13 protein-coding genes are annotated in these 15,704 nt (G+C 72.9%); 8 read left to right on the top strand and 5 right to left on the bottom strand.

Translation table 11 applies throughout. The annotated features are described in order from the left end of the window. The first annotated feature begins 69 nt into the window (after positions 1–69). The 3 genes from ACWG52_RS34705 (at position 70) to ACWG52_RS34695 (ending at position 4,341) form a co-directional block, all read left to right on the top strand. The gene (locus tag ACWG52_RS34705) at positions 70–1,071 is read left to right on the top strand and encodes a YhjD/YihY/BrkB family envelope integrity protein (protein WP_389813095.1); all 1,002 of its coding nucleotides are present in this window, start codon (positions 70–72) and stop codon (positions 1,069–1,071) included. 126 nt (positions 1,072–1,197) lie between these two features. Continuing rightward, complete coding sequence (locus ACWG52_RS34700) at positions 1,198–2,607, top strand: DUF2252 domain-containing protein (RefSeq protein WP_390166888.1); 1,410 nt, start codon at positions 1,198–1,200, stop codon at positions 2,605–2,607. Positions 2,608–2,703: 96 nt separating this feature from the next. After that, positions 2,704–4,341 (top strand): MFS transporter, encoded by a 1,638-nt coding sequence (locus ACWG52_RS34695; RefSeq protein ID WP_389813088.1) that lies wholly within the window; start codon positions 2,704–2,706, stop codon positions 4,339–4,341. On the opposite strand, the gene ACWG52_RS34690 is transcribed toward ACWG52_RS34695, so the two are convergent. Continuing rightward, positions 4,336–5,640 carry a hypothetical protein gene (locus tag ACWG52_RS34690; protein ID WP_389813085.1) on the bottom strand — a complete coding sequence of 435 codons (1,305 nt, stop codon included), beginning with the start codon at positions 5,638–5,640 and terminating at the stop codon, positions 4,336–4,338. The genes ACWG52_RS34695 and ACWG52_RS34690 overlap by 6 nt on opposite strands. Positions 5,641–6,109: 469 nt before the next feature. Between ACWG52_RS34690 and helR the strand changes: the two genes are divergently transcribed. Further along, a complete protein-coding gene (gene helR / locus ACWG52_RS34685; protein WP_390136412.1) occupies positions 6,110–8,317 on the top strand; it encodes an RNA polymerase recycling motor ATPase HelR in 2,208 nt (735 codons plus the stop codon). Here the strand turns inward: helR and ACWG52_RS34680 are convergent. Further along, complete coding sequence (locus ACWG52_RS34680; RefSeq protein ID WP_453126904.1) at positions 8,304–9,740, bottom strand: glycosyltransferase 87 family protein; 1,437 nt, start codon at positions 9,738–9,740, stop codon at positions 8,304–8,306. The two genes, helR and ACWG52_RS34680, sit on opposite strands and share 14 nt — an antisense overlap. Before the next feature lie 112 nt (positions 9,741–9,852). Between ACWG52_RS34680 and ACWG52_RS34675 the strand changes: the two genes are divergently transcribed. Both ACWG52_RS34675 and ACWG52_RS34670 read left to right on the top strand, forming a co-directional pair. Continuing rightward, positions 9,853–10,995, top strand: coding sequence for a molybdopterin-dependent oxidoreductase (locus ACWG52_RS34675; protein WP_390136409.1), 1,143 nt, complete (start codon positions 9,853–9,855; stop codon positions 10,993–10,995). Then, positions 10,995–11,402, top strand: a complete 408-nt coding sequence (locus ACWG52_RS34670; protein ID WP_389813073.1) for a hypothetical protein — start codon at positions 10,995–10,997, stop codon at positions 11,400–11,402. The genes ACWG52_RS34675 and ACWG52_RS34670 overlap by 1 nt, the downstream gene beginning before the upstream one ends. An 87-nt stretch (positions 11,403–11,489) precedes the next feature. Here ACWG52_RS34670 and ACWG52_RS34665 read toward each other — a convergent pair whose 3' ends face one another. Genes ACWG52_RS34665 through ACWG52_RS34655 form a run of 3 tightly spaced genes read right to left on the bottom strand, consistent with a single transcriptional unit; the run spans position 11,490 to position 13,476 of the window. Further along, the gene (locus ACWG52_RS34665; RefSeq protein WP_389813070.1) at positions 11,490–12,146 is read right to left on the bottom strand and encodes a class I SAM-dependent methyltransferase; all 657 of its coding nucleotides are present in this window, start codon (positions 12,144–12,146) and stop codon (positions 11,490–11,492) included. Further along, complete coding sequence (locus ACWG52_RS34660) at positions 12,143–12,763, bottom strand: TIGR04282 family arsenosugar biosynthesis glycosyltransferase (RefSeq protein ID WP_389813068.1); 621 nt, start codon at positions 12,761–12,763, stop codon at positions 12,143–12,145. Before ACWG52_RS34660 ends, ACWG52_RS34665 begins: the two co-directional genes overlap by 4 nt. Continuing rightward, on the bottom strand, positions 12,760–13,476 hold the full coding sequence (locus tag ACWG52_RS34655) for a glycosyltransferase family 2 protein (protein WP_389813066.1): 717 nt from the start codon (positions 13,474–13,476) through the stop codon (positions 12,760–12,762). The genes ACWG52_RS34660 and ACWG52_RS34655 overlap by 4 nt, the downstream gene beginning before the upstream one ends. A gap of 124 nt (positions 13,477–13,600) precedes the next feature. On the opposite strand from ACWG52_RS34655, the gene ACWG52_RS34650 reads away from it, so the two are divergent. Further along, positions 13,601–14,470 carry a response regulator transcription factor gene (locus ACWG52_RS34650; protein ID WP_389813063.1) on the top strand — a complete coding sequence of 290 codons (870 nt, stop codon included), beginning with the start codon at positions 13,601–13,603 and terminating at the stop codon, positions 14,468–14,470. Continuing rightward, positions 14,463–15,575, top strand: coding sequence for a sensor histidine kinase (locus tag ACWG52_RS34645; RefSeq protein ID WP_389813061.1), 1,113 nt, complete (start codon positions 14,463–14,465; stop codon positions 15,573–15,575). The genes ACWG52_RS34650 and ACWG52_RS34645 overlap by 8 nt, the downstream gene beginning before the upstream one ends. Positions 15,576–15,704 lie beyond the last annotated feature (129 nt).

The following is a 15,704-nucleotide window of genomic DNA, read 5'->3' as shown; positions in this document are numbered from 1 at the left end:
CGCCCCAATCGTGCGACGACATACGACACTACGCACCGGGCCGGCCTCCGACACCTTTTGCCCATCGAGATGCCGCCCTCGTCCGCGTCCACCAACCTGGACGCAGACGAAGGAGGCCGCCATGACGACGACCCGGCATCCGCCGTCCGTGCCGCACGCCGCTGCGGGCCGCTGATGTGGTCGGAGCGCAAGGCACGGTGGCGCAGCCGCTCCCGGGAGCTGACCGCGGCCGCCAAACGCACTCAGGAGCGGGCCGAGATCCGATTCCCCGTGATCACCCATGTCACGGAGCGCATGATCGGCGTGAACATCTTCGACTCCGCCACCCGGTTGGCCGCCCAGTGCTTCCTGACAGCGGTGCCCCTGCTCTTCGTCGTCGCCTCGTTCGCCCCGGAGGGGGTGCGCGACCAGCTGGTCTCCTCCGTGCGCACGATGTTCGGGCTGACCGGTCAGGCGAGCGACCAGCTGAGCAACGTGTTCGACGGCTCGGGCGAGGACGACATCCGCAACACGGTGGGAGCGGTCGGCGCCGTGATCGTGCTGCTGTCGGCGACCGCGGTGAGCCGTGCCATGCAGCGGCTGTGCAAGCGTGCCTGGGAGATCCCGCGGGGCGGGACGCGGATCGCGATCTGGCGCTGGTTCGCCTGGATCGGCGCCTGGATGGTCCTGCTGATCTTCCAGGGGCCGGTCCGTGACGGATTCGGACTCGGCCTGTGGCTCGGGATCCCGCTCACGCTCCTCCTGCAGACGGCGGCCTGGTGGTGGAGCCAGCACATCCTGCTGGGCGGGGTGATCCGGTGGCCGCCGCTGCTGCCCGGGGCGCTCCTCACCGCCGCCGCGGTGACCACGCTGTCGCTGGGCGCACGGTTCTACATGCCGAACGCCCTCAACCGGGCGCTCGCCACGTACGGGTCCACGGGCTCGGTGTTCGTCATCCTGTCGTGGCTGATCGTGCTGTGCGTGGCGGTGGCGATCGGCATCACCCTGGGCGCCGCCCTGGCGCAGGAGCCGTACCTCGCCCGGCGGCTGGGGAGCCCGCTACCGAGCAGGCTGCGGCAGGACAGCGACTGAGGGGCGGAAGACAGGCCCTACGAGCGCCCGTGGGGCAGCGGTGCGGGGTGAGTGCCATCCTGGTGGACAGGGGTCCTGGTGGCCGGGAGGTCAACGACGATGGCGAAGCGCGACACGACCGAGGCCATGACGACGACCGCGGCGGGCGGTGGCCCCCGGCTCTCCCCCGAGGATCGGGCGGCGAAGGGCCGGGCGGCCCGGACGGCCGCCCCGAGATCCGCCCACGGGGACTTCGAGCCGTCGCCGGACCGGGCGGACCCGATGGACGTCATCGAGCGGCAGTCGGCCACCCGGTTGCAGGAGCTGGTGCCGATCCGCTACGGCCGGATGGCCGAGTCGCCGTTCCGTTTCTACCGGGGCGCTGCCGCGATCATGGCCGGTGACCTGGCCGGCACACCCGACTCGGGTATCCGGGCCCAGTTGTGCGGCGACGCCCACATGTTGAACTTCCGGCTGCTCGGCTCCCCCGAACGGAACCTGCTGTTCGACATCAACGACTTCGACGAGACGTTGCCCGGGCCGTGGGAGTGGGACGTCAAGCGGCTGGCGACCAGCCTGGTCATCGCCGGGCGGGAGAACGGCTTCTCCGATCGCGAGCGCGCGTCGATCGTGACGTCGGCGGTGGCCGGCTATCGCGAGCAGATGCGCGATTTCGCCCGGATGAACAACCTCGACGTCTGGTACGCGAGGGTGGACGAGTCGCACCTCCAGGCGGTGGCGGAGGGTGCCCTCCACACCCGGGGCCGCAAGAACCTGACGGAGGCGCTGAGCAAGGCGCGCGGACGCGACAGCCTGCAGGCGTTCGAGAAACTCACCGAGGTGGTCGACGGCCGCCGCCGCTTCGCCGCCGTGCCGCAGCTGATCACTCCGGCCTCCGAACTGCTGGGTCAGGAGGGCGAGGCGATCGAGGACCAGATCCGGGGCGTCGTCCGGCGGTACGGGGACAGTCTCCAGACGGACCGCAGGCACCTGCTGGAGCAGTACGCCATCGTCGACATGGCCCGCAAGGTGGTCGGTGTCGGCAGTGTCGGCACGCGCTGCTGGATCGTGCTGCTGTTGGGCCGCGACGGCGAGGACCCACTGATCCTGCAGGCCAAGGAGGCCGGTGACTCGGTGCTCGCCGCGTACGCGGGGCCCAGCGAGTACGCCACCGGCGGCGAGCGGGTGGTGGCCGGTCAGCGGCTGATGCAGGCCGCGAGCGACATCTTCCTCGGCTGGCAGCAGACCCACGGGCTCGACGACGTCGAGCGGGACTTCTACGTACGCCAGCTGCGGGACTGGAAGGGCATTGCCGAACCCGCCCGGATGGTGCCGCGGGGCATGCGGGTCTTCGCCTCGCTCTGCGGCGTGACCCTGGCGCGGGCGCACGCCCGGTCCGGCGACCGGATCGCCATCGCGGCGTACCTGGGCCGTGGCGACGTCTTCGACCAGGCGCTCGTACGGTTCGCGGAGAGCTACGCCGACCTCAACGAGCGGGACCACCAGCGTCTGTTGGACGCCATCGCGTCCGGTCGGGTGACCGCCGTCGCGGCCTGAGCCGGACCGGACCGGCGCTTCGGCCAGTCGGCTGACAGGCCTGACACGGCGGGCGAGGTGCCCGGCCGCCTCCCGCGGCCGTGGCACTCTGCGCGCATGACAGCAGCGAAGGCGGGACCGGCCGGGGCGGCGGGGAAGACGAGACTCATCCTGCTGACACTCGCCGCCGGGCAGTTCCTGATGGCCTTGGACAGCTCGGTCATGAACGTCTCGATCGCCACGGTGGCGGAGGACATCGGCACCACCGTGAGCGGGATGCAGGGCGCGATCACGGCCTACACGCTGGTGATGGCGATGCTCATGATCAGTGGTGGCAAGGTCGGCGCGCTCATCGGACGCAAACGGGCGTTCATGATCGGTTGTGTCATCTACGGACTGGGATCCCTCACGACCTCGCTCGCCCCGAACCTGACGGTCCTGCTGCTGGGCTGGTCGTTCCTGGAGGGCGTGGGCGCGGCGCTGATCCTGCCCGCGATCGTGGCGCTCGTCGCCTCGAACTTCGGCAAGGAACAACGGCCCGCCGCCTACGGTCTGGTCGCGGCGGCCGCGGCCGTGGCGATCGCGGTCGGACCGCTGATCGGCGGCGCCGCGACCACGTTCTTCTCCTGGCGCTGGGTCTTCGCCGGGGAGGTCGTGATGGTCCTCGTGATCCTGCTGCTGGCCCGCCCGATCGTCGACGCGCCCCCGGACCACCGGCCGCGGATCGACGTGCTCGGCGCGGTCCTGTCCGCCGCGGGGATCGGGCTGTTCGTGTTCGGCATCCTGCGGACCAGCGAATGGGGTTGGTTCCGGCCCAAGGCCACGGGTCCCTCGTGGTTCGGGGTCTCGCCCGTCGTCTGGCTGGTGATGGCCGGGCTGCTGCTGCTCTGGCTGTTCTTCCGCTGGGAGGCACGCCTGGTGGCCCGCGGTGTCGAACCGCTCGTCGACCCGGAACTGCTGAAGAACCGGCAGCTCTCCGGCGGGCTGACGATGTTCCTCTTCCAGTACCTCGTGCAGATGGGCGTGTTCTTCGTCGTCCCGCTCTACCTGTCGGTGGCGCTCGGCCTGTCCGCCCTCCATACGGGCGCACTGATCCTGCCGCTCTCCATCACGCTGCTCGCCGCCGCGATCGGGGTCCCCCGGTTCCTCCCGAAGGCCTCGCCCCGGCGCGTCGTGCGGTGGGGAATCCTGGCGATGTTCGCCGGCGCCGTCGTTCTGATGGCCGCCCTCACCCCGGACTCCGGCGCGGAGGTCGTCACCGTGCCCATGCTGCTCATCGGGCTCGGGATCGGGCTGCTCGCCTCCCAGCTCGGGGCCGTCACCGTGTCGGCCGTACCGGACGAGCAGAGCGCCGAGGTCGGCGGCGTCCAGAACACCGTCACCAACCTCGGCGCCTCGATCGGCACCGCACTCGCCGGGTCGATCATGATCGCCGTGCTGACGGCTTCGTTCCTGACCACCATCGACCAGAACCCGGCGATCCCGGCCGATGTGAAGACCCAGGCGCACACCGCCCTCGCCGGGAGCGCCCCGTTCCTGTCGGACGAGCAGCTCACCACGGCCCTCGAAGAGGCGGGCACGGACCCGGTGGTGGCCCAGGCGGCACTCGACGCGAACGAGGAGGCACGGATCGAGGGGCTGCGGGCCGCGCTCGCCCTCCTGGCGCTGGCGGCGCTGCTCGCCCTCTTCTTCACCCAGCGGATCCCGGTGGCCCAGCCGGGCGCCGCACGGAAACCGGAGGGCGCCCCGTCATGACGGGTGCGGACTCGGGGTCGTCCCCTCGGCGGGGGCGGTGGTGTCCTCGGCGAGGAAGTCCGTGACCGCGAGGGCGAAGAGCAGGGCGAGGGCGAGGCCCACGACCACCCAGCCGGTGGGGTAGGACCACAGGACGTAGACGATGACGGCGATCGCGACCAGGCCCCAGGTGAACCAGGCACGGTGGCGCCGGATGAACGGGCCGACCGGACCGGTGCGCAGGCCCAGCCGGTCGGCCGTGGCACGGGTGGCGACGATCCCGGAGTGCCAGATCTGGCGGGCGGCCGTGGCGTACTTGCCCGGGCCGGAGAGCCAGGCGGCGAGGGCGATCACGACGCCGAGGACCACGACCATCCGGATCGTCGTGCGCAACAGGCGGATCATCGCGTCGTAGACGGAGCCGGCCGCGGCCTGGGAGACGGTGTCCGGGAGCGCGTTGAGGTAGACCGTACGGAAGACGGTCAGCCCGAGGCCGAGGACCGCGACGGAGAACGCCACGGCGAGGGCCGCGGTGACCAGGATGCGGCGCCGGTGGGCGGAGAGCAGGACGCCGGCGGCGACGAGCAGTACGGCGATGATCGGCAGCCATACGCCGAGGATCTGGAGCAGCCGGAAGCCGGTCTTGACCCGGCCGATGTCGTTGGACTGCACGACGGTGAAGTCGGTGTGGATCTCCGGGATCTTGGCCGCGACGCCCATCCCGGCATCCACGAGCCGCGTTTTGACCTGTTCGATCACCGGCGCGAGGTCGATGGTCACGGCGTCGTTCTTGATCTCCACCGCGCCGTCACCGCTGCCGGTGAGGGCCTTGACGAGCGAGGTGTGGATGGTGCGGTTGGCGTTGGTCCAGATCGTCTCGAACTGGTCCGAGGCGATGACGTCCTGAGCCTTCTCCTTGACGAAGCTGCTGACCGCGCCCTCCAGCGAGCCGCCGAGCTTGCCCAGTGCCTTCTGGAGCAGCGGCCGTTGGTCGGGGGCCACGTCCTCCAGGAGGGTGGCGAGATCGAGGTGCTCCATCAGAGCGGCGGTGACCCGGTTCGCGGCGGCCGCCTGCACATCGGGGTCGGAGGCCAGTGGGGCGACCGTGGAGACGTAGCGGTCCGTGTTCCCCACGATGCTGGAGGTCCAGGACGCGACGATGCCGAGCGGGGCCAGCACACAGCCGATGATGATCAGCAGTGCGGACAGCAGCGACTTCATCCGGTGCTTCGGCGGAGTCCGTCGCGCGGCCTCCGATTCCAGGGCGGCGACCCTGGCCCGCAGCGCCGCGAGTTCGCCCGCGTTCTCGTCACCCTGCATGGCTGACCTCCTACCGGATCGGGAGCCGGTGGATCCCTCGAGATCCGGTTGGATGACGCTGAAGCTGCGCCAGGGCAGGCGATGGCGGCTCTCCTTGCCTCCACAGCCTGCCTCGGCCGGCCGGGGGCGGCATCCGCAGCTCGGCCGTACGGATGAACGCGCGGCGGGGCGTCGGTTTCGACGGGTGGGAAGGCCGGGGCCGGCGTGCTTACGCGCTGCCACTCGGCGGGGGGGGAGGACGTCCGTGCGGAGCGGACGATCGAGGGAGAAGGAGGAGCACCCACTCCTCTCCACTCTCAAGTTATAACGCACAGGGGGGCTTGCGGCAAGGCCCCTCCCGTCCCGCAGAATCGCTCCTCGAAGCCAGGACCTGCGAAAACGGGAGATGCCCCTCGTGCGTGTGCAGTTGTCGGTCGACAGGTCGTTCGATGAGTTCGCGGGTACCACACCGCAAAGAGGAGCCGCTGAGATGAACTCCCTGACCACCAGTGCGTTCGACCTTCCCGCCCGCCTGGCCCCCAAGGCCGACCCGGCGCTGATCGGCGAGGACGAGAAGCACTTCGCGGCCGTCGCGGAGAGCCTGGAGCAGACGATCGCCGAGCTGTCGGACCGTCTGGAGACCCTGCGGCGGTCTCCGGGCGGTCTGGGCCGTGAGGCGATGGACCGGGACGTGGAGATCCATCGGCTGACGGGCCGTCTGCGGGCGCTACGGCGCTTCGGGTCGGACCTGTGCCTCGGTCGGATGGTCGGCGAGGCCGATTCCGAGCCCGTGTACATCGGGCGGCTCGGTCTCACCGACGACGCCGGCAACCGGCTGCTGATCGACTGGCGTTCGCCCGCGGCCGAGCCGTTCTTCGCCGCGACCCACGCCGACCCGATGGGCCTGGCGAGCCGCCGCAGGTACCGCTGGACCCGGGGCCGGATCGGTGACTACTGGGACGAGGTGTTCCTCGCCGACGCCTTCGAGGGGCACGCCGCGCTCGACGACCAGTCCGCCTTCATCGCCGGGCTGGGCGGCAGCCGCTCGCCGCGGATGCGGGACGTGCTCGCCACCATCCAGTCCGACCAGGACGCCATCATCCGCGCGGGCTCGGGGGGTGCTCTCGTCGTGGACGGCGGTCCGGGCACCGGCAAGACCGTCGTGGCCCTGCACCGCACCGCGCACCTCCTCTACTCCGACCCTCGCCTCGGTCACCGTCGGGGCGGCGTGCTGTTCGTCGGCCCGCACCAGCCGTATCTGGCCTATGTCGCCGATGTCCTACCCAGCCTCGGCGAGGAGGGCGTGCGGACCTGCACCGTGCGGGACCTCGTCGCCGAGGGGGCCGCGGCCGTACCCGAGGCCGACCCGGAGGTGGCGCTCCTGAAGTCCTCGGCGGCCATGGTGAAGGCGATCGAGAAGGCCGTCAGGATCTACGAGGAGCCGCCCACCGAGGGGATGACGGTCACCACGCCGTGGTCCGACGTCCGGCTGAGCCCGGACGACTGGGCGGAAGCGTTCGAGGCCGCCGCCGGTACCGCGCACAACGAGGCACGCGAGCTGATCTGGGAGGAGTTGGTGACGATCCTGCTCGACAAGTTCGACGACGAGGACCTCTCGGCCGACCTGTTGCGCGGATCACTGCGGTACGACGAGGAGCTGATCGCGACGCTCGACCGCGCGTGGCCGACGATCGACGCGGCCGATCTCGTCGGGGACCTCTGGTCGGTGCCGTCCTACCTGCGGATGTGCGCTCCGTGGCTCGGCCGCGAGGAGGTGGCGATGCTGCAGCGCGCGGACGCCCAGGCGTGGACGGTGTCCGACCTGCCGCTCCTGGACGCGGCGCGGCAGCGGCTCGGCGACCCGGAGTCGGCGCGACGGCTACGGCGGCGGGGCGCCGCGCTGGCCGCCGAACGCGAGCGCATGGCCGGGGTCATCGACGACCTGCTCGCGGCCGATGACGACGGTGAGGGCGCGGTGACGATGCTGCGCGGCAAGGACCTGCAAGGCAGCCTGATCGACGAGGACGCGCTGCCCGGGGCGGACCCGGACCTGCTCGCCGGACCGTTCGCGCACATCGTCGTGGACGAGGCCCAGGAACTGACCGACGCGGAGTGGCAGATGCTGCTGCTGCGCTGCCCGTCCCGGAGCTTCACGATCGTGGGGGACCGCGCCCAGGCCCGGCAGGGGTTCACGGAGTCGTGGCGGGAACGGCTGGAGCGGGTCGGTCTCGACCGGGTCGAGGTGGCCTCCCTGAGCATCAACTACCGGACGCCCGAGGAGGTCATGGCGGTGGCGGAGCCGACCATCCGGGAGGCGCTCCCGGACGCCAACGTGCCGGTCTCCGTCCGCGGCAGCGGTATCCCCGTCGCGCACGGCTCGGTCACGGAACTGACCGCGATCCTCGACGGCTGGCTGGCGGAGCATGCCGACGGGGTCGCCTGTGTCATCCGCGCCGAGGACATCGGCGCCGCCGACATGGGAGCCACGGACATCGGCGCGACAGACATCCGGGCCGGAGCCTTCCGCGAGACCTCCCGGGTCCGGTCGCTGACGCCCGGACTGTCGAAGGGGCTGGAGTTCGACCTCGTCGTGCTCCTCGACCCGCAGACCTTCGGCACCGGGATCGAAGGGGCGGTCGACCGCTACGTCGCGATGACCCGCGCGACGCAGCGACTCGTCGTCCTCACGCGTTCCTGACCCGGTCGTGGACCGGTGCCGTCGCGCCCCGCTCGCCGGTCCCGCGGCGCCGCCTGACCGCTCCGGCCGCCACGATCAGGAGGACCGCGGCGCCGTACGCGGTCACGCTCAGCGCCGGTCGGTGGCCGACGACGGGCGCGAGGAGGTAGACCGCCGCGCCCGCGAGGGCGATGCCGAGCCATTCCCAGCGGCCGTCCAGGGCCACGAGGGCGATCAGCAGCAGGGCGTACCAGGAGTAGCCGGGGGTGAGGAGCACGAAGGCCCATCCGGTGACCAGGAGGGCGCCGCTCCAGGGGCGTCCGGGGTCGCCGCGCCGCATCACGTACAGGGATACCCCCGCCATGGCGATGAGGAGTACCGCGAACGCCCAGCTGTCGGGCAGGAGAAGTCGGAGCAGGGCGTACCGGGAGCCCGCGGACGGGTCGTCGTAGCCCTCCTCGTCCAGGTAGCCGCCGAGGTAGCCGAGGACGGAGTCGTGCGAGAGGAGGATGTAGGGCAGGTAGGCGAGCAGGACGAAGGCGGCGGCCGGGAGCAGGACGGCGGCCGCGTCGCGGACCCGGCGCACCCCCGACAGCGCACCGGGCAGGACGACGGCGGGCATCAGTTTGGTGGCGACGGCGGCGCCGATGACCAGGCCTCCCACCGCCCGGTGGCGGAGCCCGCGCCGCGCGACGAGTCCGAGGCCGATCACGGTGAGCAGCACGCCGAGGACGTCGACGTGCGCGTTGTTCACGGCTTCGATCGGTACGGCGGGACACCAGGCCCAGTAGGCCGCCCGGCGCGGGTCCAGGCCCCGGCGGCGCAGGATCAGCAGCAGTGCGCCCGTCACGCCGAGGGAGAGGAGACCGGCTCCGATCTGGAGCGGCTTGTGCCGGGCACCGTGCGGGGAGAGCTGGTCGACGGCCAGGAAGTACGCCTCGGCGACGGGCGGGTAGATGGTGTGCACGGCGGGCCGGTTGATGCGGGTGCAGTGCGGTACGGGGCCTTCGCCGGGAATCGGGGCACGGTCCGGGCCCGCGCAGGCGGCGCCCGTGGGGAAGAGCCAGGGGTCACGCAGCCGGGCCGGTCCCGGATCCTGCGGGGCGTGGTCGTACGGCGAGATGCCGGCCGACTGGACCCGGCCGTCCCAGGCGTAGCGGTAGGAGTCGGTACTGGTGCGGGGCGGCGCCACCAGCCCGGTCATGGCGACGGCGAGGGCCCCGGCGAGGAGCAGGGGCACGACGTGGCCGGTCGGGACCTTGCGCAGGGCGAGCAGCGCGAGGGCGAACAGTGCCCAGCAGGCCGCGTACCGGAGGAACAGCCCCGTGCCGTCGGTGAAGTAGCCGTCGTGGCGGACGGTCAGGACGAGGGCGGCGATCAGGGCGAGGACGGCGGTCGCGGTGAGGAAGATCGCGGTCGCGGTCGGGTCGGTACGCGGTTTCACCTCCGCAGCGTTTCAGCTACGGGTCCGGAAGGGCCGTCCGCCGTCCCGCACGTCCGCGTTCCGTAAGGTGTTCCGTCCGCTCTTCGGGGCGTCGGCGCGGTGTCATGGGATCATGCGCTTCACTCCACCCCCGGGCCCGCCGATCACGTTCAGGGCGCGGCTGCACGACGCCCGCACCGCGACGGTGATCGGCCGGCTGCTCGGGCTCGCCGTCGTCGTCTGTTTCGCCACGGGTGTGCTCAGCCACGTCCTCCAACACCCGCCGGTCTGGTTGGCCGACCGGCTGCCGAGCCGCCCGTACTGGGGCTACCGGCTCACCCAGGGGCTGCACGTGGCCTCCGGCACCGCCGCGATCCCGCTGCTTCTGGCCAAGCTGTGGGCGGTCTATCCGCGGCTCTTCACGTGGCCGCCGGTACGGTCCGTGCTCCACGCGCTGGAACGGCTCTCGGTGGCGGTGCTCGTGGCCGCCGCGATCTTCCAGCTGTTCACCGGGCTGCTGAACACCTTCCAGTGGTACCCCTGGCCGTTCTCGTTCGTGCCCGTGCACTACGCCGTCGCCTGGCTCCTGCTGGGGGCGCTGCTGCTGCACGTGGCCGTTCAATGGCCGCGGATCCGTGACCACTTCACCCGTCGCTCCCCCGGCACCCTGGCTCTGCCCGAGGCCGACGGTCCGGACCGGCGGCAGCTGTTGGCGGCGGTCGCGGCGGGGGTCGGGGCGGTCACACTGACCACGGTCGGACAGTCCGTCACCGCGCTCGGCCCGCTGGAGCTGTTCGCTCCGCGCAGCCCGGCCCACGGACCGCAGGGGCTGCCGGTGAACCGTACGGCCGCCGCGGCACGGGTCACGGCGGCCTCGCCGGACGGCTGGCGGCTGACCTTGGCCGGTCCACGCCCGGCCGCCCTCACCCTGGCGGAGCTGCGCGCGCTCCCGCAGCACGAGGTCACACTGCCCATCGCCTGTGTGGAGGGCTGGAGCAAGTCCGCCCGGTGGACGGGCGTACGGGTACGGGACCTGCTGGAGCTGGCCGGCGGGGGCCCGGCCTCCCGCTGCCGGGTGGTGTCGCTGGAAGCGGTGGGCGCGTACCGGGTGATGGAGATGGGCCGGCTGTACGCGCAGGACCCGCTCACCCTGCTGGCGCTGCGCCTGAACGGTGAGGAGCTGTCCCTGGACCACGGCTACCCGGCGCGGATCATCGCCCCGAACCGGCCGGGCGTGCTGCAGACCAAGTGGGTCGGCCGACTGGAGGTGGTGTGATGGCCTTCCGGTACACGGTCGGCGGGATCGGCGTGGCCGTGATGGCGTTCGGTGGCTTCCTGCTGGTGCGGGAGCCCGAGCCGTGGCGGATCGTCCTGTGGCTCGCGGGCGGCGTCCTCGTACACGACGGGCTGATCGCCCCGCTGGTCATCGCCGTCGGGGCGCTCTGCGCGGCGGCGGGCGTGCGTCTGCGCGGGGTCCCGCGCGCCGCGCTGGTCGTCGCGGGTTCCTTGACGGTGATCGCCCTGCCGCCGCTGCTGCGCCCCGGTGGTGTGGCGAACCCGTCGGTGCTGCCGTTGGACTATCCGCGGAACTGGCTGCTGGCGATGGTCGCGATCGGCGCGCTCACGGCCGGGTACGCGGGAGGGCTCGCCTGGGGGCGCCGGCGGGCGGCCCGTCGTCGCTGAGGAGCGGAACGGCGAAGGGGAACGGCGAGGGGGGAGTCGACGCCGGTGCGGCGTCCGCTCCCCCTCCGCCTGCTTGTTCCTGCCCGGTCAGCGCCGCAGGCCCACGAAGGCGCGGCCCGCGGCCTGCCAGGTCTCGGACCGGGTCCAGCCTGCGTCCGCGGCCTCACCGCACAGTGCGCGGGCGCCGAGCCGGGCCCACCGGAAGGGCGCCCCGCGACCGCCGCGGCCGTCGTCGACGTGCACCTCTACGCGTTCGTCCACGTCGACGGTGGTCACCTCGACCAGCAAGGAGCCTTCCGGGGCCGCGAGTCGGGCGGCGCGATGGAGCAGCGCGGCCGGGTCGCCGCCGATGCCGATGTTGCCGTCGATGAGCAGGACCGTGCCCCAGCGGCCTTCGCCGGGCAGCGGATCGAAGACCGACCGGCACAGCGCGCTGCCGCCGGCCCGTGTCGTACGGGCCACCGCCTCGGGGGTCACGTCCACTCCCAACGCCCGGTGCCCGCGCGCGGCCAGGGTGGCGACGAGGCGCCCGGGGCCGCAGCCGATGTCCAGGACGGGCCCCGTACAACGGGCCAGGACCTCCTCGTCGGCCTCGTCCGGTTCGGCGCACCACCGTTCGACGTCCAGCGGGAGCAACCAACCGTCCGAGCGCCGCAGGTAGAGGGGGCCCTGGCCGGCGCGCAGCGCGTCGGCGTAGGGGTCGGCCCGCCAGGCGAGCGCCGGTTCGGCGAGCTGGGCGGTCATCGTGTCACCGTGCGCAGGCCCGCGTGCAGGGCGGCGAAGCGGCTGTCGGGTACGGCGGCGGCGACCCGCGCCGCGTCGGCCGGGGTGTCCACGTCGCACAGCTCGGGCAGGTCCCGTACCGTCCGCCCGGAGGCGGTCAACCGGGCGCGCTGCACCTCGCCCGTGGTCGGCAGCGACATGGGTACGCCGCGGAGCAGGGCCGGGTCGGGTTCGGCGAGGCCGAGCGCCCAGAAGCCGCCGTCGTCGGCGGGGCCGAACCAGGCGTCCGTCTCGTCGAAGTCGAGTGCTCGTGCGAGCAGGTCCGGGGTGACCTGCGGGGTGTCCATGCCGATGAGCAGGGCCGGTCCGTCGGCCCGGTCGAAGGCCGCGGCCAGCCGGGCGTCGAGCCCACCCGCGCACTGCGGGACGACCTCGATGCCGTGGGGCAGCCAGGGCCCGGGCGCTCCGTCGAGTACGAGGACGCGCCGCCGGGCCGGGGTGGCCAGTACGGCGGTCAGGGTGTCCTGGAGCGCGGCCCGTGCCAGCTCGGCGGCCTGCTCGGGGGTGAAGTGCGGGGTGAGTCGGGTCTTGACCCGGCCGGCGACGGGCGCCTTGGCGATGACGAGGAGGGTGCTCATGCGGAGACCCCCTCGGTGGGCGCGGACCGGCTGCCCGGTGGCTCGGCGAGCACCTCGCGCATGTCGCGGACCGCCTGCCAGGTGCCCCGCCAGGTTCCGGTGACCTTGGACTTCCCGGATCGCGGCAGGTAGGGGATGTCGGTCTCGGCGACGCGCCAGCCTGCGTCGGCGGCCCGGACGACCATCTGGAGCGGGTAGCCGCTGCGCCGGTCGGTCAGTTCCAGACCGAGCAGCGCCTCGCGGCGCGCGACCCGCATCGGTCCGAGGTCGTGCAGCCGCAGTCCGGTACGGCGGCGCAGCATCCGCGCCAGCGCGAGGTTCCCGGCGCGGGCGTGCACGGGCCAGGCGCCGCGCCCTCGGGGCCTGCGGCGGCCGAGCAGGAGGTCGGCCTCGCCGGCGGCGACGCGCACCGCCATGGGGGCGAGCAGCCCGGGGTCCATGGAGGCGTCGCAGTCGCAGAAGCAGACCAGGTCGGCGCGGGCCGCGAGGAGCCCGGCGTGGCAGGCGGCGCCGAAACCGCGCCGGCTCTCGTGCACGACGGTGGCGCCCAGGCTCCGGGCGATGTCAGCCGAGCCGTCGGTCGAACCGTTGTCGACGACGATGGCGCGCCATCCGGCCGGCACCCGCGCCAGCACCCAGGGAAGCGCCTGCGCCTCGTCGAGGCACGGCAGTACGAGGTCCGCGCGGGGCGGAGAGCAAGCTGATGAAGTCACCCTCCACACCGTAGGAACGGGTACCGGGGAAAAGGGGCCCGTAGACCTTACGAAACGCGGACGCCCGGCCCGTGGGAGGGGGTGCGTGCCCCACCCGGGCCCGGAGGGGTGGCAGCCTGGGGGCATGGCAGTGAGCGATGCGGAGAGTACGAACGAGGGACCCTGCGCCGGGGGGACCACCCGGGCCGACGTCGCGGGGACGGCCCAGGCCGGTGCCGCGGTCGGCGTCCAGGGCAGCGTTCTGGTCGTCGACGACGATCCGACCGTCTCGGAGGTGGTGGCGGGGTACCTGGAGCGGGCCGGATTCGCGGTCCGTCTGGCGGCGGACGGCCCGGCCGGACTGCGCGCCGCCGAGGAGCACCGGCCCGACCTGATGGTCCTCGATCTGATGCTCCCGGGGATGGACGGGCTGGAGGTCTGCCGCCGGCTGCGTGCCGGGGAGCACGGTCGCCGGCCCGTCCCCGTCATCATGCTCACCGCGCGCGGCGACGAGGACGACCGGATCCTGGGCCTGGAGGTGGGCGCGGACGACTACGTGACCAAGCCGTTCAGCCCGCGGGAACTCGTGCTGCGGGTGCGCTCCGTCCTGCGTCGGGCGCAGGCCGGCGCCCCGGCCGAGGCTTCGGAGGGTGGCCCGCAGGGCGGTCCGCGGGTCTCGGTGGCGGGCCTGGTGCTGGACCCGGCGGCCCGCCGGGTCCACAAGGAGGGCCGGGAGCTCGCGCTGACCCTGCGGGAGTTCGATCTCCTGGCCTACTTCCTGCGCCATCCCGGCCAGGTCTGCGATCGGGAGCGGCTGATGCGCGAGGTCTGGGGCTGGGACTTCGGCGACCTGTCGACGGTCACCGTGCACGTCCGGCGGCTCCGGGGCAAGATCGAGGACGATCCGGGGAGCCCGCAGCTGATCCGGACCGTCTGGGGTGCCGGTTACCGCTTCGAGGCGGCCCCGGACACCGGGTCCGGCCACGCCTTCCGGACGGAGGACGGCCATGCGTGACCTGCTGCTGATCGCCCTGTACGCGCTCCTCGGCGCGGGCGCGGCCGGACTGCTCGGGGCCGTGGCCCTGCGGATACTGCGCCGGCGCAGCGTCGCCGTCTCCCTCGCGATCGTCGCCGCGGTCGCCGTGTCCGCGATGCTCGCCGGAACCCTGACCGTGGCTTGGGCGATGTTCCTGTCCTCCCACGACCTGACCGTCGTGACCTTGGTCGTCGCGACGGCGGCGGCCGTCTCGATGGCCACCGCGCTGCTGCTGGGCCGTCAGGTGGTGCGGCGCTGCCGGGAACTCGTCGGCGCGGCCCGGATCTTCGGGGAGGAGGGCACGTTCGAGGCGCCGACCGCACCCGCCCCCGCCGAATTCACGGCGCTGAGTCGGGAATTGGCCCTCACCAGCGAACGGCTGGCCGCTTCCCGTGAGCGCGAGCGGGCCCTGGAGGCCTCGCGGCGCGAGCTCGTGGCCTGGATCTCGCACGATCTGCGCACGCCGCTGGCCGGGCTCCGCGCCATGTCGGAGGCGCTGGAGGACGGCATGGCGGCCGATCCCGCCCGCTACCACCGGCAGATCCGCACCGAGGTGGACCGCCTCAACTCCATGGTGGGCGACCTCTTCGAGCTCTCCCGCATCCACGCGGGCGCGCTGTCCCTCACCTTGACCCGGATGTCCCTCCACGATCTGGTGGGCGACGCCTTGGCCGGGACCGACGCGCTCGCCCGCGAGCACGGCGTTCGACTGGTCGGCGAGGGGGTCGCCTCGCTGCCGGTGGAGGTCGACGGCAAGGAGATGACCAGGGTGCTGTCCAACCTCCTGGTCAACGCCATCCGCCACACCCCGGCCGACGGTACGGTCGCGATCGCCGCCGAACGCCGCGCGGACTCGGTGGTGGTCTCGGTCACCGACGCCTGCGGAGGCATCCCCGAGGAGGACCTCCCGCGCGTCTTCGACACGGGCTGGCGCGGCACCCCGGCCCGTACCCCTCCCTCGGGCGCGGGCCTGGGCCTGGCGATCGTCCGGGGCATCGTGGAGGCCCACGCGGGCCACGCGAACGTCCACAACGTCTCCGGAGGTTGCCGCTTCGAGCTGACCCTGCCGGCCGCCACCGGATAGGTGACCGGTCCTGGCCGCTGGGTACGACCTGGTGTTCCCCACCGGTTCCGCCACACGGCCGCCTCTGGTCCGTCTGACCTCGCGGAGCGCGCGGGCCGGGCGGAATGCCCGCGCTGCGCGAGCGGCTTC

Source organism: Streptomyces sp. CLCI03, from assembly GCF_053615355.1.
The sequence above is the reverse complement of the archived record's forward strand: the minus strand, read 5'-3'. Positions and strand labels throughout refer to the sequence as shown.

Bases quoted from the DNA above. Each gene is read 5' to 3' on its own strand.
- ACWG52_RS34645 (WP_389813061.1), top strand. From the start codon at position 14,463: ATGCGTGACCTGCTGCTGATCGCCCTGTACGCGCTCCTCGGCGCGGGC.
- ACWG52_RS34650 (WP_389813063.1), top strand. From the start codon at position 13,601: ATGGCAGTGAGCGATGCGGAGAGTACGAACGAGGGACCCTGCGCCGGG.
- ACWG52_RS34660 (WP_389813068.1), bottom strand. From the start codon at position 12,763: ATGAGCACCCTCCTCGTCATCGCCAAGGCGCCCGTCGCCGGCCGGGTC.
- ACWG52_RS34705 (WP_389813095.1), top strand. From the start codon at position 70: ATGCCGCCCTCGTCCGCGTCCACCAACCTGGACGCAGACGAAGGAGGC.
- ACWG52_RS34695 (WP_389813088.1), top strand. From the start codon at position 2,704: ATGACAGCAGCGAAGGCGGGACCGGCCGGGGCGGCGGGGAAGACGAGA.
- helR (WP_390136412.1), top strand. From the start codon at position 6,110: ATGAACTCCCTGACCACCAGTGCGTTCGACCTTCCCGCCCGCCTGGCC.
- ACWG52_RS34675 (WP_390136409.1), top strand. From the start codon at position 9,853: ATGCGCTTCACTCCACCCCCGGGCCCGCCGATCACGTTCAGGGCGCGG.
- ACWG52_RS34700 (WP_390166888.1), top strand. From the start codon at position 1,198: ATGACGACGACCGCGGCGGGCGGTGGCCCCCGGCTCTCCCCCGAGGAT.
- ACWG52_RS34690 (WP_389813085.1), bottom strand. From the start codon at position 5,640: ATGCAGGGTGACGAGAACGCGGGCGAACTCGCGGCGCTGCGGGCCAGG.
- ACWG52_RS34670 (WP_389813073.1), top strand. From the start codon at position 10,995: ATGGCCTTCCGGTACACGGTCGGCGGGATCGGCGTGGCCGTGATGGCG.
- ACWG52_RS34665 (WP_389813070.1), bottom strand. From the start codon at position 12,146: ATGACCGCCCAGCTCGCCGAACCGGCGCTCGCCTGGCGGGCCGACCCC.